The following is a 19,108-nucleotide window of genomic DNA, read 5'->3' on the forward strand; positions in this document are numbered from 1 at the left end:
TTATGCCGACTCAATGCTTGAGGGAGCCCTGATGTTCCCCGCCATCCGTTCGCTGTCAGCGATCAGCTCCTCGACAGCCGGTGACCTCGGCTTTTGTGCCAGCGCCGCACCATCGGCCACAGACCCACCCCGACGATCAGGGCGAACAGATGCCCCCAGTTGGTCAGCGGGTCCGTGAGGTTCAGCAGGTCCTGGATCAGCAGCCCCCCGAACAGCGCCGGCACCGACCACCGCAGCCACGGCCGCAGCAGCCCGGCCAGCGCGCCGACGCTCGCCGCGACGCCGAAGCTGACGCCGTAGTCGAGTCGGTGCAGCGAACTGCCGGGAAGGTGGCCGGCCAGCACCGCGAGCCCCACCGGAACCTCGGTCGCGAGGGTGGCCAGGACATGCCCGGCCAGGAAGACGACGGCCGTGCGCGCACCGCCGACGCGCCGCTCCAGCGCGGTGAGCACGAGCAGGAAGCAGAGGGTGTACGGCGCCGTGATCCCGCCCGCCGTCCACAGCGCACTGGCGAGCAGCACCAGCATCGGCGTGCGCACGAGGTGGGCCACATCGGTGCTGGAGCCCTGGTGCAGGGCGTGGACGAGGACCGGGTCGGCGTAGGCGGCGAACAGGGAGGTGACGGCCAGTACGGCGCCGAAGGCGAAGGTGAACGGGGTGCCGGTCGGGGTGGGAAGCAGGCGCCAGGGCCGGAGGGACCGGACTCGCGCCGCCGGGGCCTCACCCTCGGCGACCTCGGCGACCTCGACGACGCCCGGCGCCGCACCGACGGCACCCGGCAGCGGCCCGCGCTGCCGCGGCATCCCGTCCAGCAGCTTGGGCGCCTCCGCCGTCACAGTCCGTTTCAAGGTGAGGCGCTCCTTCCGATCACCCCACCCTTGGACCGCCACCCACCCATGTCTGTGATCAGCGCCACACCTGGGCCGATTCTCAGCAACCTCTCAAGAACCACTCGCGTCTTACGGGGTTCGCACCCCGTCAACCCGGAGCGCCCCGGGTAATTCCCCCGGCCGGGCCAACCGGAGCTGCGAGGATGACCCGATGCCCACTTCGTACGACATCCCCGAAGTCCTGGACCGTCGCGAGGGCCCGCACGGCGAGATCGTGTTGCGGCGGCACGGTGAACTGCTCCAGATCATCGCGAACGGCTGTTTCCTGATGGACACCTCCGACGGGCGCTCGGAGCGGCTGCTGGTCGACGCCGCGCTCGGCGCGCTGGACGGGCGTTCCGGGCCTCGGCTGCTGATCGGCGGGCTGGGCGTGGGGTTCTCGCTCGCACACGCCGCCGGCGATCCGCGCCCGGGACGGATCACCGTGGTCGAGCGCGAGAGCGCGATTATCGGCTGGCATCTCGACGGCCCCTTGGCGGAGTTCTCCGCCCGCGCCCTCGCCGACCCGCGCACCGAGATTCTGGAAACTGATCTGGTGGCGTACGTACATGAGACTTCCGCCACGTATGACGCCTTGTGTCTCGACATTGACAACGGCCCCGGATGGACCGTCACCGAGGGCAACGACAGCCTCTACTCACCGAGCGGACTGGCAGCGTGCGCACGGGTGTTGAGGCCCGGCGGGGTGCTGGCGGTATGGTCGGCCCAGCCCTCTCCGGAATTCGAAGAAACCTTGTGTAATGCCGGATTCCAGCAGGTGCGTACCGAAGAGATCCCCGTTGCCCGGGGCGTTCCGGACGTCGTACACCTCGCCGTCCGACCTGGATAGCCCTGGCGCGGTGACTCCCCGTACTCTGCTTCCCTGACGCGGATCATTCAAGCGTCAATCGCAAGCATGCGCAGGCATAGCCAGTCAGAGGAATCACCCCACGGATTCCGGAAAGCAACTTTGGGGCGGGCGATGGAGCAGACACACACCTCCCACAACGGCACGGCGGCGACCCCGGGCGCACAGCGCCGGGTCCTGGTGGTCGAGGACGATCCGACCATCGTGGACGCCATCGCGGCCCGCCTGCGCGCCGAGGGTTTCCTCGTGCAGACGGCGGGCGACGGTCCGGCGGCCGTCGACACGGCCGAGGCCTGGCAGCCGGACCTGCTGATCCTCGACATCATGCTGCCGGGCTTCGACGGCCTGGAAGTGTGCCGTCGGGTGCAGGCCCAGCGGCCGGTGCCGGTGCTGATGCTGACCGCGCGCGACGACGAGACCGACATGCTGGTCGGGCTCGGCGTCGGCGCCGACGACTACATGACCAAGCCGTTCTCGATGCGGGAGCTGGCGGCACGCGTGCATGTGCTGCTGCGCCGCGTCGAGCGCGCCGCGCTGGCCGCCACGACCCCGCGCTCGGGCATCCTGCGGCTCGGCGAGCTGGAGATCGACCACGCGCAGCGCCGGGTGCGGGTCCGCAGTGAGGACGTCCACCTCACGCCGACCGAGTTCGACCTCCTGGTGTGCCTGGCGAACACCCCGCGCGCGGTCCTCTCGCGCGAGCAGCTGCTCGCCGAGGTGTGGGACTGGGCGGACGCCTCCGGCACCCGCACGGTCGACAGCCACATCAAGGCGCTGCGCCGGAAGATCGGCGCCGAGCGGATCCGTACCGTGCACGGCGTGGGCTACGCCCTGGAGACACCGACGCCATGAGCGACGGGCCGGCCCCGCGGGGCGGCCCCGGGGAGCCCTGGGGCGGAGTGAGTCCGTTCTCGATCAAGACCAAGCTGGGCGCGCTGGTCGTCATCGCGGTGCTGATCACCACCGGCCTGTCGATGATCGCGGTGCGCACCCAGACGGAGCTGCGCTTCATCACGGTCTTCTCGATGATCGCCACCCTGCTCATCACGCAGTTCGTGGCGCACTCGCTCACCGCGCCGCTGGACGAGATGAACGCGGTGGCCCGGTCCATCTCGCAGGGCGACTACACGCGCCGGGTGCGTGAGAACCGCCGCGACGAGCTGGGCGACCTGGCCGAGACGATCAATCTGATGGCCGACGAGCTGGAGGCCCAGGACCAGCAGCGCAAGGAACTTGTGGCAAATGTCTCCCACGAGCTGCGCACCCCGATCGCGGGCCTGCGGGCCGTCCTGGAGAACGTCGTCGACGGCATCGCCGAGGCCGACCCCGAGACGATGCGCACGGCCCTGAAGCAGACCGAGCGCCTCGGCCGGCTCGTGGAGACCCTCCTCGACCTGTCCCGGCTGGACAACGGCGTCGTACCGCTGCGCATGCGGCGCTTCGAGGTCTGGCCGTACCTGTCCGGCGTGCTCAAGGAGGCCAACATGGTCGCCGGGGCGCGCGCGGGCATGGCGTCGGGATCCGGCAGCCACACCCGCACCGACGTCCATCTGCACCTCGACGTCTCCCCGCCGGAGCTGACCGCGCACGCCGACCCCGAGCGCATCCACCAGGTCGTCGCCAACCTCATCGACAACGCGATCAAGCACAGCCCCCCGCACGGCCGCGTGACGGTCAAGGCGCGGCGCGGGCCCTACCCTCAGTCGCTGGAGCTGGAGGTCCTGGACGAGGGCCCGGGTATCCCGAGGTCGGAGTGGCACAAGGTCTTCGAACGCTTCAACCGGGGCGCCGTCCGCCGCCCGCACGGGCCGGGCAGCGACGGCGGTACGGGGCTGGGGCTGGCCATCGCGCGCTGGGCCGTGGATCTGCACGGCGGTCGGATCGGGGTGGCCGAATCCGATCGGGGTTGCCGGATTCTTGTCACCCTCCCAGGGCAGTCTTCCGTTCAAAGTTGACGTAAAGTTCGAAGCGGAGCCACAAGATCCACGTCGGTCCTGGCTGACGGACACGTGTGATCAGGTCCAGACCTGCGCTTTCGGTGCGCCCGGTCGGGCTCACCCCATCCCATCTGAAGCGGAACCTCGCTTGTTTCCCGCCATTTCCCGGCACGAAACACGCTTTCTGATGTGACTTACGCGACGATGACCTTGCTCGGCCTGACCTTCCCGGCCATGGAGGCGTAGCCTTTATTCCCGCTGTCCATCACCTTGTGAAGCGGAAGAGGGCGGTTGCCGCCGTGTCGCCACAGTCCCCCAGTAACGCATCGAGCATCTCGACCGACACCGACCAAGCGGGCAAGAACCCCGCTGCCGCGTTCGGTCCGAACGAGTGGCTCGTCGACGAGATCTATCAGCAGTACCTCCAGGACCCGAATTCGGTAGACCGCGCCTGGTGGGACTTCTTCGCCGACTACAAGCCGGGAGCGGCCGCCGCCTCGGCTCCGGCGGGCACTGCGGCCGCGGGGGCCGCAGAGACCACCACGGCCCCCAAGCCCGCGGCGGCCCCGGCTCCGGCCGCCCCGTCGGCGCCGGCCCCCGCGGCCCCGAAGCCGGCCGCCGCCGCGCCCGCCGCGCCGGCCGCCGCTCCGGCGAAGCCCGCCGCCGCGAAGCCCGCCCAGCCGAAGAAGGCCGAGCCCGCCGCCGCGGCGGACGGTCCGGAGCTGGTGACGCTGCGCGGCCCGGCCGCCGCGGTCGCGAAGAACATGAACGCCTCGCTGGAGCTGCCCACGGCCACGTCCGTGCGCGCGGTCCCGGTGAAGCTGCTGTTCGACAACCGCATCGTCATCAACAACCACCTCAAGCGCGCCCGGGGCGGGAAGATCTCCTTCACGCACCTGATCGGCTACGCGATGGTGCAGGCCATCAAGGCCATGCCGTCGATGAACTACGCCTTCGGCGAGAAGGACGGCAAGCCGACGCTGATCAAGCCGGCGCACGTCAACCTCGGCCTGGCCATCGACCTGGTGAAGCCCAACGGCGACCGCCAGCTCGTCGTGGCCGCCATCAAGAAGGCCGAGACGCTGAACTTCTTCGAGTTCTGGCAGGCCTACGAGGACATCGTCCGCCGCGCCCGCGACGGCAAGCTGACGATGGACGACTTCACCGGCGTCACGGTCTCCCTGACCAACCCCGGCGGCCTCGGCACCGTCCACTCGGTCCCGCGCCTCATGCCCGGCCAGTCGGTCATCATGGGCGTCGGCTCCATGGACTACCCGGCGGAGTTCCAGGGCACGAGCCAGGACACCCTGAACAAGCTCGGCATCTCCAAGGTCATGACGCTCACGTCGACGTACGACCACCGAGTGATCCAGGGCGCCGCGTCCGGCGAGTTCCTGCGCCAGGTCGCCAACCTGCTGCTCGGCGAGGGCGAGTTCTACGACGAGATCTTCAAGGCGCTGCGCATCCCCTACGAGCCGGTCCGCTGGCTCAAGGACATCGACGCCAGCCACGACGACGACGTCACCAAGGCCGCCCGGGTCTTCGAGCTGATCCACTCCTACCGGGTCCGCGGCCATGTCATGGCCGACACCGACCCGCTGGAGTACCGCCAGCGCAAGCACCCCGACCTGGACATCACCGAGCACGGCCTCACCCTGTGGGACCTGGAGCGCGAGTTCGCCGTCGGCGGCTTCTCCGGCAAGTCCCTGATGAAGCTGCGCGACATCCTCGGCGTCCTGCGCGACTCGTACTGCCGCACCACCGGCATCGAGTTCATGCACATCCAGGACCCGAAGCAGCGCAAGTGGATCCAGGACCGCGTGGAGCGCGGCCACACCAAGCCCGAGCGCGAGGAGCAGCTGCGCATCCTGCGCCGGCTGAACGCGGCGGAGGCCTTCGAGACCTTCCTGCAGACCAAGTACGTCGGCCAGAAGCGCTTCTCCCTGGAGGGCGGCGAGTCCGTCATCCCGCTGCTCGACGCGGTGCTGGACTCGGCCGCCGAGTCCCGCCTGGACGAGGTCGTCATCGGCATGGCCCACCGCGGCCGCCTGAACGTGCTCGCCAACATCGTCGGCAAGTCGTACGCCCAGATCTTCCGCGAGTTCGAGGGCAACCTCGACCCGAAGTCGATGCACGGCTCCGGCGACGTGAAGTACCACCTGGGCGCCGAGGGCACCTTCACCGGCCTGGACGGCGAGCAGATCAAGGTCTCCCTGGTCGCGAACCCCTCCCACCTGGAGGCGGTCGACCCGGTCCTGGAGGGCGTCGCGCGCGCCAAGCAGGACGTCATCGGCAAGGGCGGCACCGACTTCACGGTCCTGCCCGTGGCGATCCACGGCGACGCGGCCTTCGCGGGCCAGGGCGTGGTGGCCGAGACCCTGAACATGTCGCAGCTGCGCGGCTACCGCACCGGCGGCACCGTCCACATCGTGATCAACAACCAGGTCGGCTTCACGGCGGCTCCCGAGTCGTCGCGCTCCTCGATGTACGCCACCGACGTGGCCCGCATGATCGAGGCGCCGATCTTCCACGTGAACGGCGACGACCCCGAGGCGGTCGTCCGCGTCGCCCGTCTGGCCTTCGAGTTCCGCCAGGCGTTCAACAAGGACGTCGTGATCGACCTCATCTGCTACCGCCGCCGCGGTCACAACGAGTCGGACAACCCGGCCTTCACCCAGCCGCTGATGTACGACCTGATCGACAAGAAGCGCTCGGTGCGCAAGCTCTACACCGAGTCCCTCATCGGTCGCGGCGACATCACCCTGGAAGAGGCCGAGCAGGCGCTGCAGGACTACCAGGGCCAGCTGGAGAAGGTCTTCACGGAGGTCCGCGAGGCCACCGCGCAGTCGGCCACCGCCGAGCCCGCCGACCCGCAGGCCGAGTTCCCGGTCGCCGTCGGCACGGCGGTCACCACGGAGACCGTCAAGCGGATCGCGGAGTCCCAGGTCAACATCCCCGACCACATCACCGTCCACCCGCGTCTGCTGCCGCAGCTGCAGCGCCGGGCGTCGATGGTCGAGGACGGCACCATCGACTGGGGCATGGGCGAGACCCTCGCGGTCGGCTCCCTGCTCCTCGAGGGTGTCCCGGTCCGGCTGGCCGGCCAGGACTCGCAGCGCGGTACGTTCGGCCAGCGCCACGCGGTCATCATCGACAACCGCACGGGCGACGAGTTCACCCCGCTGATGTACCTCTCCGAGGACCAGGCGCGGCTGAACGTCTACAACTCCCTGCTGTCCGAGTACGCCGCGATGGGCTTCGAGTACGGCTACTCGCTGGCCCGCCCGAACGCGCTCGTGATGTGGGAGGCCCAGTTCGGCGACTTCGTCAACGGCGCCCAGACGGTCGTGGACGAGTTCATCTCGTCGGCCGAGCAGAAGTGGGCCCAGACCTCCGGCGTCGTGCTGCTGCTGCCGCACGGCTACGAGGGCCAGGGCCCGGACCACTCCTCGGCCCGCCCGGAGCGGTTCCTGCAGCTGTGCGCGCAGAACAACATGACGGTCGCCATGCCGACGTCGCCGTCGAACTACTTCCACCTCCTGCGGTGGCAGGTGCACAACCCGCACCACAAGCCGCTGGTCGTCTTCACGCCGAAGTCGATGCTGCGTCTGAAGGCCGCGGCGTCGAAGGCGGAGGAGTTCACGACGGGCCAGTTCCAGCCGGTCATCGGGGACGCCGCGGTCGACCCGGCCGCCGTCAAGAAGGTCGTCTTCACCGCCGGCAAGGTCTACTACGACCTGGAGGCCGAGCGGAAGAAGCGCGGCGTCACGGACACGGCGATCATCCGCATCGAGCGCCTGTACCCGCTGCCGGGTGCCGAACTCCAGGCGGAGATCAAGAAGTACCCGAACGCCGAGAAGTACCTGTGGGCCCAGGAGGAGCCGGCGAACCAGGGCTTCTGGCCGTTCATCGCGCTCAACCTGATCGACCACCTGGACCTGGCGGTCGGCGCCGACGTGCCGCACGGCGAGCGCCTGCGCCGCATCTCCCGTCCGCACTCCTCGTCCCCGGCCGTCGGTTCCGCCAAGCGGCACCAGGCCGAGCAGGAGCAGCTGGTGCGTGAGGTGTTCGAGGCCTGAGCCCTCGGCCCGGTTCCGACCGGAAGGCCCGGCTCCCCAGTCCCTGTGACTGGGGAGCCGGGCCTTCCGGCATGTGCCTTCAACTCGCCCGCCACACCAGTAAATTGAGAGGGGACACACGGAACCCGCCCGGCCGGCGGCCGGGTTGTGACACACGGGGGCGCGAATGGCCGAGTTGCTGCGGATCGCCATGGGCGACGAGGACGGCGAGGGACAGCTGGTCGTCGAGGTCGAGGACGACGAGCCCGGCATGGTCCGCGCCTCCCGCGTCGGCGACCGTATGCGCGAGGCGTCCGTCTCCCTGGAAGAGGCCCTGGCCCCCATCCGACGCGCCGCCGAGACGACCCTGCGCACCTTCCAGGCGGCCCGGCCCACCACGGTGGAGCTGGAGTTCGGCGTGAAGCTCAACGCCAGCGCCGGTGCGGTGCTGACCAAGGCCGGGGTCGAGGGCCATATCGTCGTCAGGCTCGGCTGGGAGCAGAAGGACACCGACGCGTGAACTTCACGCGCTGGTCGGTCCGCGTCGGCGACCCCGACGGCACGATCTGCGGTGCGGGTGTCTATCTCGGCCGGGACCTGGTCCTCACCTGCGCCCATGTCGTGACCGACGCCCTGCGCGTCGGCCCCGCGGACGCCCCGGTCGGACATGTGCTCGTCGAGTTCCCCGGTACGGCGTCCCCCGGCCCGGTCGCCGCTGCCGTCACCGAGGGCGGCTGGTGGCCCGTGGGCGCTCGCCAGGAGGGCGACGCGGCCGTACTGCGCCTGACGGCACCCGCCCCGGCCGGGGCGGCGCCGGCGCCGCTCAGCGCGAACTGGCGGCGCGGCGAGACGGTCTGGGCCTACGGCTACCCCCGGCACCGGGACCTGTCGGCCGGGGTGCACGCCTCGGCCACCGTCACCGGGGAGACGATGGGCACGGGCTGGATCCAGCTCAACGACCGCCACGGCAACGGCGTCGAGATCCAGCAGGGCTTCAGCGGCGGCGGGGTGTGCGACGCGGACGGCGGGCAGGTCTTCGGCATCGTCGTCCTCGCGTTACGGGCCGAGCGGATGTCCTGGCTGCTGCCGGTCGAGCTCATCGCCGAGCGGCTGCCGCCCGTGCGCGAGGCGCTGGCGGCCGCCGCGATTCCCGGGCAGCGGGCCGCGGAGCCGGAGCTGGAGCTGGACGGCCTCGGCACCTCCTACGAACTGCCCGCCGACATCCGCGACTTCACCGGCCGGGCCCGCGAGATCGCCGAACTGACCGAGCGGATCAGGGAGAACACGGTGGGCCCCGCGATCCACTCGATCGCGGGCATGGGCGGCCTCGGCAAGACCAAGCTGGCCGTCCACCTGGCCCACAAGCTCGCGCCGGACTATCCCGACGGTCAGCTCCTACTCGACCTGGAGGCGCACAAGGCGGGCGCCGAGCACCGCCCGCTGACCACCGAGCACGCCCTGCTGGCCCTGCTCCAGGCCACCTTGGGCAAGCCCCAGAACATCGGCGACGTCACCCGCCTGGGCCGCATGTGGCGCGACGTGCTGCGCCGCCGCCGTCTGATCGTCGTCCTGGACAACGCCGCTTCCCACGAGCAGATCGCCGCGCTGCTCCCCGAGCACCCCGGTTCGCTGATCCTCGTCACGAGCCGTCGCAGACTGGACGAGCTGGGGGTGGAAGGAGCGGTGCCGATGGCGCTGGAGGAGTTCGACGAGGAGACCTCGGTACGGCTGTTCACGGCCGTCGTGGGCGAGGCGCGGGCCGGCACCGACCCCGGGGCGGTGCGCGACATCGTCCGGCTGTGCGGCTACCTTCCGCTGGCCATCCGGGTCAAGGCGGCGCTGGCGAAGGGCCGCCAGCGCCGGTACCCGCTCGCCCGGATCCGGGACGAGATGGCGAGGGAGACGGACCGGCTGAAGGGGCTGCGGGTCGGGGATCTGTCCATCAACGCCGTGTTCAGCACCTCGTACGGCCATCTGGGCGCTCACGAGCGGGAGTTGTTCCGCCGGCTGGGCCTGCATCCGCCGGGCAGCGTGAGCCTGGAGGCCGCGGCGGCGCTGGTGGACGACGCCGGTGCGGCCGACGACGCCATCGACGCGCTGATCACGGAGAGCCTGGTGGACGACGAGGGCGGGCGGCTGCGCCTGCACGACCTGCTGCGGGAGTTCGCACGGGAGCGGCTGGCCGCCGACGAGCCGGGGTGGGAACGGCACCGGGAGGTCGCCGAACGCCTGCTGGACTTCTATCTGGCGGCGGCACTGGCGGCGCAGCGCACGCTGGTCCCGGCGCGGCCCGTGGCCGACAGCCCCGATCCGGAACACGCCCGGCTCCCCGACGTCTGCGACCGGAAGGCGGCGCTGGCCTGGTTCCGGGCGGAGCGGGAGAACCTGCTGCGGTGCGCCGCGCTCGCGGAGGAGTTCGGGCTGACGTCGTACGTGTGGCGCATTCCGCGGGCCATGGGCCACTTCCTGGCGCTGGCCTCGGAGACGGATGTGGCGATCAAGGCGTACCAGGCGGGGCTGACGGCGGCGCGGGGGCGGGACCGGCGGGCCGAGGCGGATCTGAACGCGCTGCTGGGCGAGGCGTACCGGGTGGCGGGGCGGCAGGACGACGCGCTCCGGGCGCTGAGTGCGGCGCGGGAGTTCTACGAGGGGGCGGGGGAGCGGGTCGCGGCGGCGGACATGCTCAGCCGCAGCGGTTACGTCCGGCACAACCTCGGCGACCGGGACGGCGCCGTGGACGACTGCGAGCGGGCGCGGTCCGAGTTCATCGAGATGGCGGACCTGTTCGGGGCGGCGGAGGCCCTGTACACGCTCGGCATGCTCTGCCGGCTGCGCGGCGACCACAGCCAGGCGCTGGTGAGACTCTCGGCGGCGCTGGACCTCTTCGACCGCATCGACTACTCACTGGGCCACGCGCGCTGCCTCAATCTGATGGGGGTCGTCCTCCGGCTGAGCGACGACCGGCACCTGGAGGCCATCCCGATCCTGGAGCGGGCCGAGGAACTCTACGAGGCGGCCGGCGACATCCGCGGCCTCGCGCACACGATCAACAACCGGGCCTCCGCGCTGGGCATCGCGGGCCGGATCGACGAGGCGGTCTCCGCCAACGAGCGGGCCCTGGAACTCCTGCGCCGCACCCGCAGCTTCGCCTACCCCGACGCGCTGCTGGTCGCCGCCGACCTGCGCAGCAGACAGGGCGACCACGGCACGGCGGAGCGGCGGCTCCGGGAGGCCCTGGCCTACTACCAGCCCGCGCAGGCCAGGTTCGGCCAGGCCCGGGCGCACCTACTGCTCTCGGCGGCCCTGCTGGGCCAGGGCCGGGCCGAGGAGGCCCTCGTCCAGGCCCGAGAGTCGCTCACCCTCTACACCGAGCTGGAGACCGGGAACGGCGTACGGCAGGCGAAGGCGGCCGAGGCGGCCTGTCTGGCCGCCCTGCCGGCTGCCGGCTAGCGCAGCGCCTCCGCCAGCCGGGCCAACGACCGTACGGTGGAGCGCACTTCGAGGAGGTACTTGGTCGCGCTGAACTGCTGAGCGGCCATCCCGGCCAGCACCCCCGGCTCATTGCCGACGGTGTCCACCTCCACCCCGAACGGCAGCTTCAGCATCCGTACGGCGGCCGCGTGCTGGGCCGGCACATAGATGGCCGTGGTCACCAGCAGCAGCCGCTCGCCCGGCGTCAGCGCGGCGACGTGCTTGGCGAAGAACTCATAGCTGTCCGGCGTGTCCGCGCGGCGCCGCTCCGGCTCGCTGGACGGCGCGGCCACGACCTGGACGGGCATCCCGTCGGCCGTGCGGTAGTGGCGCACTCCCCAGGTGCCGCCCGGGAGGTCGGACTCCTCGCCCTCCACGGACTCCGGCGCGCCCAGCCCGAAGGCCTTGCGGGTCCCGAAGTCCATCGCCTCGTACTCCTCGGTGAGTTCGGGTGCGCCCGCCTGGGCCGCGAGTTCGAACTCGTCGCCCACGAAGGGCCGGTGGCCGCCGAGGGCGGTGACCGAGCCCGCGCTCACCCGGCCGCTCTCGACCAGATGGGCGGCGTACGCGGTGCGCACCAGGCAGGCGCGGATGAGGCCGCCGAGCATGAGGACGTGGTCGTAGCGGTCGAAGCGCAGCCGGGTGCCGCCGCACATGCCGAGCGCCGCGGCCGCCGCCAGCACCAGCTCCTCCTGGTCGGGCCGCATCGGCAGCTCGTCGGCCTGGTTGCGCTCGCGGCCCCGGCGGGTGTCCCAGCGGTCGGTGAACGCGTCGAGGCGCGCCAGCCGCTCGGTGACGTCGCCCTTCTCGGCGGCCAGGTCGTGGGCCAGCTCACGGTCCTGCTCGGTCACGGAGAACGCCTCGACCAGGGCGTGCACCGGCACGGAGGCCAGCCAGCCGTCGATGTCCCCGGCCGGGTCAAGCCCCGTTCCGACAAGGGGTACTTGGTCGAAGTGCGTGCCCATGAAGATCCGTCTCCGTATGGATAGACAACCTCTCGCCGCCCAGTGTTCCACGGGCCGGACGCGGGCCTCGCGCGGGCGGCGAGAGCCCGGCACGCGGGTGTGGCGGGCAGGACATATCCTCACTGCATGTACTTCACCGACCGAGGCATCGAAGAACTGGAGAAGCGGCGCGGCGAGGAGGAGATCACCTTCGAGTGGCTTGCCGAGCAGCTGCGCACCTTCGTCGACCTGAACCCGGACTTCGAGGTGCCGGTGGAGCGGCTGGCGACGTGGCTGGCGCGGCTGGACGACGAGGACGACGACGTGTAGCCGGCCGGCGGGAGATCGGACGGCCCTCCCCCGCCGAGCGGGACGTTCCCGGGCGCCCTGGTAGGGGGCGCCCTTCGTGCTGTACGGCGGTCTTCGCCGCCGTCAGTCCAGCGGCCGCACCGTGCTGTGCGCCGCCAGCCCCAGCGCCCCGTGGGCCAGCAGCATCACGCCCGCGACGATCCAGCCGCCGCTGCGGCGCCGCAGCCCCCAGGCCGTGAGGGGGAGGCCGGCCGCGATCTGGGCCAGGGCGAGGGCCCTGGGGCCGCCGGCCCAGGGCAGCAGGGCGCCGAGGCGGCCGCCCTCGACGGCGTCGAGTTCCGCGCGGAAGGCGTCGCGCCAGCCCGACCATTCGATGAGGCGGATGTGCGGCTGGTCGCGGGCGGCGTCCTGGAGGCGGTCGGCGCTCTCGCCGGGCACGAGGCCGTCGGGCAGGGACACGCCCGCGCGCGTGAGGACGGCGAGCAGGCCACGCATGCGTGCCTGGGCGTCGGCTCCGGGGTCGGGGCGGGTCAGCTCGTCGAGGGACTGCATGTCCAGGACCGGGTCGAGGCCGAGGCGGGCGGCGAAGGTGCGCATGGCCTCGTCCTCGCCGACCGGGGTGCCGTTGCCGAGCCAGACGTAGCCGACGGGGCGGCGGAAGCCGGAGGCGAGGGTGTACCCGGCGCGGTCGGCGTCCCACCACAGGGCGAGGACGGGCCAGGGCGCGCCGACGGCGAGGGCGGTGGCCCAGCCGGTGAGGACGCGGTCGACGGGTTCGTCGCCGGTCAGCCAGGGCCTGCCCTCGGGGACGAGCACGCTCCACCGGCCGCCGGCCGGCGCGAGCAGCATGTCCTCGCGCAGCAGCCGGGCCGCGGGGGCGACGGCCTCGGGCTCGGCGCGGCAGAGCAGCAGGGCGCCCGGTCCGGGGCGGGCCTGACGAGCGGTCCGGGGCTGTTCCGTCGACATGACAACACGCTAGGCCGTTTTATCCACCTCACGTGATTTGTGATCACCAGAACGAGTGCCTTGACTTTCCCCGTCCGCGATATATCGTGTTTCTCGTAAGACACGATATGGCGTGTCGTGTTCAGATCCGGCCCGTGCGGCCGTGTCCAGGTCGCCCAGGAGGTCCGCACCATGTCCGAGTGGTCCGTCGCAGAGCCCGGGAAGCTCACCTTCGATCAGCCGGTGGGCGAGCTCCATGTGCGCATCGTCAATGGAACTGTGAACGTCGTGGGGACCGACGAAGGTTCCGCCCGCCTGGAGGTCTCCGAACTCCAGGGCCCGCCCCTCGTGGTGACCCAGCAGGACGGCACGCTGACGGTGGCGTACGAGGACCTGCCGTGGAAGGGGTTCCTCAAGTGGCTCGACCGCAAGGGCTGGCGGCGCAACGCGGTGGTCTCCCTGGCGGTGCCGGCCGACACGCGCGTGGAGGTGGGCGTGGTGGGCGCCGGGGCCGTGGTCTCCGGGATCCACGCCCCCTCGGTGGTCAAGGGCGTCACCGGCGACACGACGCTGGTCGGCCTGTCCGGACCGGTCCGCGCCGACACCGTCTCCGGGAACCTGGAGGCACAGGCCGTCACCGGCGACCTCCGCTTCAACTCCGTCTCCGGCGACCTCACGGTCGTCGAGGGCTCGGGCTCGTCCGTGAAGGCCGAGTCCGTGAGCGGCTCCATGATCGTCGACCTCGACCCGGACGGACCGACCGACGTCCGGCTGACCAGCGTCTCCGGCGAGATCGCCATCCGCCTGCCGGCCCCGGCGGACGCGGACGTGGAGGCCAACACCGCGAGCGGCACGATCTCCAACGCCTTCGAGGGTCTCCGGGTGCACGGCCAGTGGGGCGCCCACAAGGTCACCGGCCGGCTGGGCGACGGCACCGGCAAGCTCCGGGCGACGACGGTCTCCGGCTCGATCGCACTGCTGCGCCGCCCGCCCAGGGACGACGAGCCAGAGGAGGCGGAGGCGCGGCAGAAGTCCGAACCCACCATGGCCCCGGCGACCGACCCGATGGCCGACGCACGGCACGGCTCGGGGGACAATTCCGTCTCCGGCCAGGGCGATGACGTAACCGACGCCCCGGCCGACGGCACGACCGACAAGAAGGTGCTCTGACATGCCTCCCGTCTTCGCCCATGGCCGCCTGCGTCTCTATCTGCTGAAGCTGCTGGACGAGGCCCCGCGCCACGGCTACGAGGTGATCCGCCTCCTCGAGGAGCGCTTCCAGGGGCTGTACGCACCGTCGGCCGGCACCGTCTACCCCCGACTGGCCAAGCTGGAGGCCGAGGGCCTGGTCACCCACACCACCGAGGGCGGCCGCAAGGTGTACGCCATCACGGACGCGGGACGCGCGGAACTGGCCGACCGCAGCGGAGAGTTGGCCGACCTGGAGCTGGAGATCCGGGAGTCGGTCGCCGAGCTGGCCGCCGAGATCCGGGCCGATGTCCGGGGCGCCGCGGGTGACCTGCGGCGCGAGATGCGGGCGGCGGCGTCCGAGGCCCGCAAGGGCACCGGCGCCAAGTCGGACGCTCTCTTCGGCGACTTCTCCGACTACACCGACAAGGAGGCGTGGCGCGCCGCCAAGGAGGAGATGCGCCGGGCCAAGCAGGAGTGGAAGGAGCAGGCCCGCCGCGCCAAGGACGAGAGCCGCCGCGCCCGCGAGGAGGCCCAGCGCGCCCGGCGCCAGGCCAAGGAGGCCCAGGACCGCGCCCGCACCCAGGCCCAGGAGGAGGTCCAGCGCATCGCCCGCCGGGTCCAGGAACATGTCCAGGACCACTTCGCACGCGGCGACTGGCCGACGGGCGTACGGGAGGGCCTGACGGAACTGGCCAAGGAGTTCGGCGACTTCGGAAAGGACTACGGCAAGGAGTTCGGCAGGGACTTCGGCTTCGGCCGCCAGGACACTCCCAAGCCCCCACAGCACCAGCCCGGCCACCCCGACTATCCCGACTACCCCGACTACTCGGAGACCCCCGAGGACTTCCCCGCCGCCTACGAACCCTCCTGGGCCCATGAGCCCCCGGGCGACGACCCGGCCCGTGACCTGGACCGGCTGCTCGACCGCTTCCGCGACGACATCCGCGACGCGGCACGGGACCACGGCGTCAGTCCGGACCAACTCCGCGACGCCCGCCGCCACTTGTCCACGGCGGCGGCACACATCGGAGCGCTCCTGCGCACACCGAAGCCCTGAGGCCGCCTCCTGAGGCCGCTCCCCCGGGTGGTACGACCATCCCTCAGCCGCACCGCCCGGGAGCCCTCTCAGCTCAGCCGGCCTTGGCCTCTCCCTCGCCGTAGAGCACCCGCGTCACGGACTCATGGGTCACCCCGTGATCGGCGAGCACCTCGGCCGCCACACCCGGACGGCTGGTCAGGGCGAGCAGAAGGTGCTCGTCACCGATGCGCCGGTCCCGACGGGCGACGGCGATCCGCAGCGCCCGTACCAGCACGTCCTTGGCGCCCCGGCTGAACGGACGGTGCCCGGACCACCGCCCCTTGCCCTTCCGGTCCCCGGCCATCGCCCCGACGCCGTGCGCCTCCTCGACCCGGGCGACGATCTCCGCGACATCGATCCCCAACCCGGCCAGCGCATCGGACTCGGCCTGCGACAACCCACCCCGCCGCCGAGCCTCACCAAGGGCCTGCCGTACGGACTCCACCCACTCCCCGCCGCCGAGCGAGGCGAGCGCGAACGAGGCCCGGCTCCCCTCCCCGTCGAGCAGCGCGAGCAGCGCGAGCAGCAGGTGCTCGACCTCGACGGTCTGCGCCCCACCCCGCTCGGCATGCTCCACCGCACCCGTGACCACGGCCCGGGCTTCCTTCGTGAACCGCTCGAACATCAACGCCTCCCGTACTTCTTGTGCACGGCCTGCCTGCTGACCCCGAGTTCCGCGGCGATCTCCTGCCAGGACCACCCCTGATGACGCGCGCTGCGCACCTGCACGGCCTCCAACTGCTCCAGCAGCCGGCGCAGTGCCGCGACGGCCCGCAGCCCGATCCGGGGATCGCGATCGCCCGCCCGCTCGGCGAGATCTGTAGCCTCGGTCATGACGTCAACCTAAGTTGACGCCCCGCCTCGCGTCAACCCAAATTGACAAACAGAACGGCGGGCCCGAGGCAGAGCCCCGAACCCGCCGCAGCAGGAACCGCCCGTCAGTTGGTGAGCACGACCTTGCCGAACAGCTCACCCGACGCCATCCGCTCGAACCCCTCCCGGGCCCGGTCCATGGGCAGTACTTCGTCAATCACCGGCCGCACCCCACTGGCAGCGCAGAAGGCGAGCAGATCCTCCAGCTCGTCCTTGGTCCCCATGGTGGACCCGACGACCTTCAACTCCAGGAAGAAGATCCGCGTCAGCTCGGCGTGCGAGGGCCGATCCCCGCTGGTGGCACCGGAAATGACCAGCGTGCCGCCCGGCTTGAGCGACTTGACGGAATGCGACCACGTGGCCGCCCCCACCGTCTCGATCACGGCGTCGACCCGCTGCGGCAGCCGCGCCCCCGACTCGACGGCCTCCACGGCCCCCAACTCCAGCGCACGCTTGCGCTTGGCCTCGTCCCGACTGGTGGCGAAGACCCTGAGCCCGGCGGCCTTCCCGAGCACGATGGCAGCGGTGGCCACCCCGCCCCCGGCCCCCTGCACCAGCACGGAGTCCCCGGGCCGTACCCCCGCGTTGGTGAACAGCATCCGATAGGCCGTCAGCCAGGCCGTCGGCAGACAGGCGGCCTCGGCGAAGGACAGTTCCTTGGGCTTGGGCAGGACATTCCAGGTCGGCACGGCGACCTGCTCCGCGAACGTGCCCTGATAGCGCTCGGTGAGAATGGACCGGGGCTCCCTCGGCCCCACCCCGTGCCCGCTCTGCCCGATCACGGAATGCAGCACGACCTCGTTGCCGTCCTCGTCGACACCGGCGGCGTCACAGCCGAGGATCATCGGCAACCTGTCCTCCGCGAGGCCCACCCCCCGCAGCGACCACAGGTCGTGATGGTTGAGGGAGGCGGCCTTCACATGGACGGCACTCCAGCCGGGACGGATCTCAGGGGCCGGCCGCTCCCCCAACTCCAATCCGGAGAGCGGCTGGTCGCGGTCGATTCGGGCGGCGTAGACGGCGAACATGACCTTGACGATAGGCGCCGCCCCCGACCGACGGAACCACGACGCCCTGTGAGACACGCCCTCTTGCCAAGGCGCCGCGCGCGTCCCCACCCCACCCGCACAGACGCCGCGGGCAGCAACGCGAAACACCCGAACGGCCGCACCCGGGCAGAGAAAATGGCCCCACCCGACCCGGGCGGGGCCACTCACACCACGTCACGCCACATCAGCGGCGGGCAACGCCCTCCGCCCGAGCCGCGGCGGCGACCGCGGCCGTGACCGCCGGCGCCACCCGCTCGTCGAACGGCGACGGGATCACGTAGTCCGCAGCGAGGTCGTCACCCACGACCCCCGCCAACGCCTCGGCCGCCGCGATCTTCATTCCCTCGGTGATCCGAGAGGCCCGCACCTGCAGCGCCCCGGCGAAGATCCCCGGAAACGCCAGCACGTTGTTGATCTGGTTCGGGAAGTCCGAGCGCCCGGTGGCCACGACCGCCGCGTACTTGTGCGCGACTTCCGGGTGCACCTCGGGATTCGGGTTGGCCATGGCGAACACGAACGCCCCGTCGGCCATCGAGGCGACAGCCTCCTCCGGCACCGTCCCACCGGACACCCCGATGAACACGTCCGCCCCGGCCAGCGCCGACTCCAGCGACCCGCTGAGCCCCGCCTTGTTCGTGAAGGAGGCCAGCTCCCGCTTCACCGCCGTCAGATCGTCCCGGTCGGCCGACACGATGCCCTTGCGGTCGGCCACCGCGACGTCCCCGATCCCGGCCTCGACCAGCATCTTCGCGATGGCGACACCGGCCGCGCCCGCCCCCGAGATCACGGCCCGCAGATCCCCGAGCCCCTTCCCGGTGAGCCGCGCGGCGTTCCGCAGCGCCGCCAGCGTCACGACGGCCGTACCGTGCTGGTCGTCGTGGAAGACCGGAATGTCCAGCCGCTCCTGCAGCTTCCGCTCGATCTCGAAGCACCGCGGCGCCGAGATGTCCTCCAGATTCACACCACCGAAGGACGGCGCGAGCCGCACCACGGTCTCGACGATCTCGTCGACACCGGTGCAGTCGAGAGCGATCGGCACCGCGTCGACGCCGCCGAACTGCTTGAACAGAATCGCCTTCCCCTCCATCACCGGAAGGGAGGCCTCGGGCCCGATGTCCCCGAGCCCCAGCACGGCCGTGCCGTCGGTCACGACGGCGACGACGGACGACTTCCACGTGTAGTCGTGCACCAGCTCCGGCTGGTCGGCGATCGCGCTGCACACCTTCGCGACGCCGGGCGTGTACGCCAGGGACAGGTCGTCCTTGTCACGGACCGGCACGGTGGCCTGCACGGCCATCTTGCCGCCACGGTGCAGCGCGAACGCAGGATCGAAGGAATCGAGGGGCTCGGCCCCGCCGTCCTGATCGGTATTGCCGCCGCTGCGAGGATTGACGATCTCCGCTGCCACTTTGTCTGACCCCTTAAGTGTTCATGGTTTGAGGGTGGGACCACTCCTGGTGAGAAGTGGGCGGGACCGCGTATGCCCTGCTCGTGGATGTGCACGAAGCACGACGCA

General features: G+C 71.3%; 16 protein-coding genes. 9 read left to right on the forward strand and 7 right to left on the reverse strand.

Going from position 1 to position 19,108, the window contains the following annotated elements:
- Window positions 1-62: 62 nt before the first annotated feature.
- Window positions 63-848 carry a rhomboid-like protein gene (locus IM697_RS37075; RefSeq protein ID WP_194040753.1) on the reverse strand — a complete coding sequence of 262 codons (786 nt, stop codon included), beginning with the start codon at window positions 846-848 and terminating at the stop codon, window positions 63-65.
- A gap of 193 nt (window positions 849-1,041) precedes the next feature.
- Here IM697_RS37075 and IM697_RS37080 point away from each other — a divergent pair, with 193 nt between their 5' ends.
- From IM697_RS37080 to IM697_RS37105, 6 genes are all read left to right on the forward strand, one after another.
- Window positions 1,042-1,719 carry a spermidine synthase family protein gene (locus IM697_RS37080; protein WP_194040755.1) on the forward strand — a complete coding sequence of 226 codons (678 nt, stop codon included), beginning with the start codon at window positions 1,042-1,044 and terminating at the stop codon, window positions 1,717-1,719.
- Window positions 1,720-1,851: 132 nt separating this feature from the next.
- On the forward strand, window positions 1,852-2,589 hold the full coding sequence (locus IM697_RS37085; protein WP_003997964.1) for a response regulator transcription factor: 738 nt from the start codon (window positions 1,852-1,854) through the stop codon (window positions 2,587-2,589).
- Entirely contained in the window at window positions 2,586-3,692 is a 1,107-nt protein-coding gene (locus tag IM697_RS37090) for a HAMP domain-containing sensor histidine kinase (RefSeq protein ID WP_194040757.1), read from the forward strand. Before IM697_RS37085 ends, IM697_RS37090 begins: the two co-directional genes overlap by 4 nt.
- Window positions 3,693-3,973: 281 nt before the next feature.
- On the forward strand, window positions 3,974-7,753 hold the full coding sequence (locus IM697_RS37095; protein ID WP_194040759.1) for a multifunctional oxoglutarate decarboxylase/oxoglutarate dehydrogenase thiamine pyrophosphate-binding subunit/dihydrolipoyllysine-residue succinyltransferase subunit: 3,780 nt from the start codon (window positions 3,974-3,976) through the stop codon (window positions 7,751-7,753).
- Between the two features lie 166 nt (window positions 7,754-7,919).
- The gene (locus tag IM697_RS37100) at window positions 7,920-8,252 is read left to right on the forward strand and encodes a CU044_2847 family protein (RefSeq protein WP_228044314.1); all 333 of its coding nucleotides are present in this window, start codon (window positions 7,920-7,922) and stop codon (window positions 8,250-8,252) included.
- On the forward strand, window positions 8,249-11,182 hold the full coding sequence (locus IM697_RS37105) for a tetratricopeptide repeat protein (RefSeq protein ID WP_194040761.1): 2,934 nt from the start codon (window positions 8,249-8,251) through the stop codon (window positions 11,180-11,182). The genes IM697_RS37100 and IM697_RS37105 overlap by 4 nt, the downstream gene beginning before the upstream one ends.
- On the opposite strand, the gene IM697_RS37110 is transcribed toward IM697_RS37105, so the two are convergent.
- Window positions 11,179-12,168: a hypothetical protein gene (locus IM697_RS37110; protein WP_194040763.1), complete on the reverse strand. Its 990-nt coding sequence runs from the start codon at window positions 12,166-12,168 to the stop codon at window positions 11,179-11,181. The two genes, IM697_RS37105 and IM697_RS37110, sit on opposite strands and share 4 nt — an antisense overlap.
- A 126-nt stretch (window positions 12,169-12,294) precedes the next feature.
- Here IM697_RS37110 and IM697_RS37115 point away from each other — a divergent pair, with 126 nt between their 5' ends.
- Window positions 12,295-12,477 carry a DUF6104 family protein gene (locus tag IM697_RS37115; protein WP_003997970.1) on the forward strand — a complete coding sequence of 61 codons (183 nt, stop codon included), beginning with the start codon at window positions 12,295-12,297 and terminating at the stop codon, window positions 12,475-12,477.
- Window positions 12,478-12,579: 102 nt separating this feature from the next.
- Here IM697_RS37115 and IM697_RS37120 read toward each other — a convergent pair whose 3' ends face one another.
- Window positions 12,580-13,422, reverse strand: coding sequence for a hypothetical protein (locus IM697_RS37120; protein ID WP_194040765.1), 843 nt, complete (start codon window positions 13,420-13,422; stop codon window positions 12,580-12,582).
- 171 nt (window positions 13,423-13,593) lie between these two features.
- Here IM697_RS37120 and IM697_RS37125 point away from each other — a divergent pair, with 171 nt between their 5' ends.
- Both IM697_RS37125 and IM697_RS37130 read left to right on the forward strand, forming a co-directional pair.
- A complete protein-coding gene (locus tag IM697_RS37125) occupies window positions 13,594-14,571 on the forward strand; it encodes a DUF4097 family beta strand repeat-containing protein (protein WP_194040767.1) in 978 nt (325 codons plus the stop codon).
- Window position 14,572: 1 nt separating this feature from the next.
- Complete coding sequence (locus tag IM697_RS37130; protein WP_194040769.1) at window positions 14,573-15,649, forward strand: PadR family transcriptional regulator; 1,077 nt, start codon at window positions 14,573-14,575, stop codon at window positions 15,647-15,649.
- Window positions 15,650-15,722: 73 nt separating this feature from the next.
- Here the strand turns inward: IM697_RS37130 and IM697_RS37135 are convergent, their stop codons facing one another.
- The 4 genes from IM697_RS37135 to IM697_RS37150 all read right to left on the reverse strand — a co-directional run bounded on the left by IM697_RS37135 (window position 15,723) and on the right by IM697_RS37150 (window position 19,000).
- A complete protein-coding gene (locus IM697_RS37135) occupies window positions 15,723-16,295 on the reverse strand; it encodes a Clp protease N-terminal domain-containing protein (protein ID WP_194040771.1) in 573 nt (190 codons plus the stop codon).
- Window positions 16,295-16,504, reverse strand: a complete 210-nt coding sequence (locus IM697_RS37140) for a helix-turn-helix domain-containing protein (RefSeq protein ID WP_194040773.1) — start codon at window positions 16,502-16,504, stop codon at window positions 16,295-16,297. The genes IM697_RS37135 and IM697_RS37140 overlap by 1 nt, the downstream gene beginning before the upstream one ends.
- A gap of 104 nt (window positions 16,505-16,608) precedes the next feature.
- Window positions 16,609-17,571: a zinc-binding dehydrogenase gene (locus IM697_RS37145; RefSeq protein WP_194040775.1), complete on the reverse strand. Its 963-nt coding sequence runs from the start codon at window positions 17,569-17,571 to the stop codon at window positions 16,609-16,611.
- 205 nt (window positions 17,572-17,776) lie between these two features.
- Complete coding sequence (locus IM697_RS37150; RefSeq protein WP_194040777.1) at window positions 17,777-19,000, reverse strand: NAD(P)-dependent malic enzyme; 1,224 nt, start codon at window positions 18,998-19,000, stop codon at window positions 17,777-17,779.
- Window positions 19,001-19,108: the final 108 nt, after the last annotated feature.

Origin of the sequence: Streptomyces ferrugineus, from assembly GCF_015160855.1 — a bacterium.
GTDB classification, from domain to species: Bacteria; Actinomycetota; Actinomycetes; order Streptomycetales; family Streptomycetaceae; genus Streptomyces; species Streptomyces ferrugineus.

Bases quoted from the DNA above. Each gene is read 5' to 3' on its own strand.
- IM697_RS37080 (WP_194040755.1), top strand. From the start codon at position 1,042: ATGCCCACTTCGTACGACATCCCCGAAGTCCTGGACCGTCGCGAGGGC.
- IM697_RS37085 (WP_003997964.1), top strand. From the start codon at position 1,852: ATGGAGCAGACACACACCTCCCACAACGGCACGGCGGCGACCCCGGGC.
- IM697_RS37090 (WP_194040757.1), top strand. From the start codon at position 2,586: ATGAGCGACGGGCCGGCCCCGCGGGGCGGCCCCGGGGAGCCCTGGGGC.
- IM697_RS37100 (WP_228044314.1), top strand. From the start codon at position 7,920: ATGGCCGAGTTGCTGCGGATCGCCATGGGCGACGAGGACGGCGAGGGA.
- IM697_RS37110 (WP_194040763.1), bottom strand. From the start codon at position 12,168: ATGGGCACGCACTTCGACCAAGTACCCCTTGTCGGAACGGGGCTTGAC.
- IM697_RS37115 (WP_003997970.1), top strand. From the start codon at position 12,295: ATGTACTTCACCGACCGAGGCATCGAAGAACTGGAGAAGCGGCGCGGC.
- IM697_RS37120 (WP_194040765.1), bottom strand. From the start codon at position 13,422: ATGTCGACGGAACAGCCCCGGACCGCTCGTCAGGCCCGCCCCGGACCG.
- IM697_RS37125 (WP_194040767.1), top strand. From the start codon at position 13,594: ATGTCCGAGTGGTCCGTCGCAGAGCCCGGGAAGCTCACCTTCGATCAG.
- IM697_RS37130 (WP_194040769.1), top strand. From the start codon at position 14,573: ATGCCTCCCGTCTTCGCCCATGGCCGCCTGCGTCTCTATCTGCTGAAG.
- IM697_RS37135 (WP_194040771.1), bottom strand. From the start codon at position 16,295: ATGTTCGAGCGGTTCACGAAGGAAGCCCGGGCCGTGGTCACGGGTGCG.
- IM697_RS37140 (WP_194040773.1), bottom strand. From the start codon at position 16,504: ATGACCGAGGCTACAGATCTCGCCGAGCGGGCGGGCGATCGCGATCCC.
- IM697_RS37145 (WP_194040775.1), bottom strand. From the start codon at position 17,571: ATGTTCGCCGTCTACGCCGCCCGAATCGACCGCGACCAGCCGCTCTCC.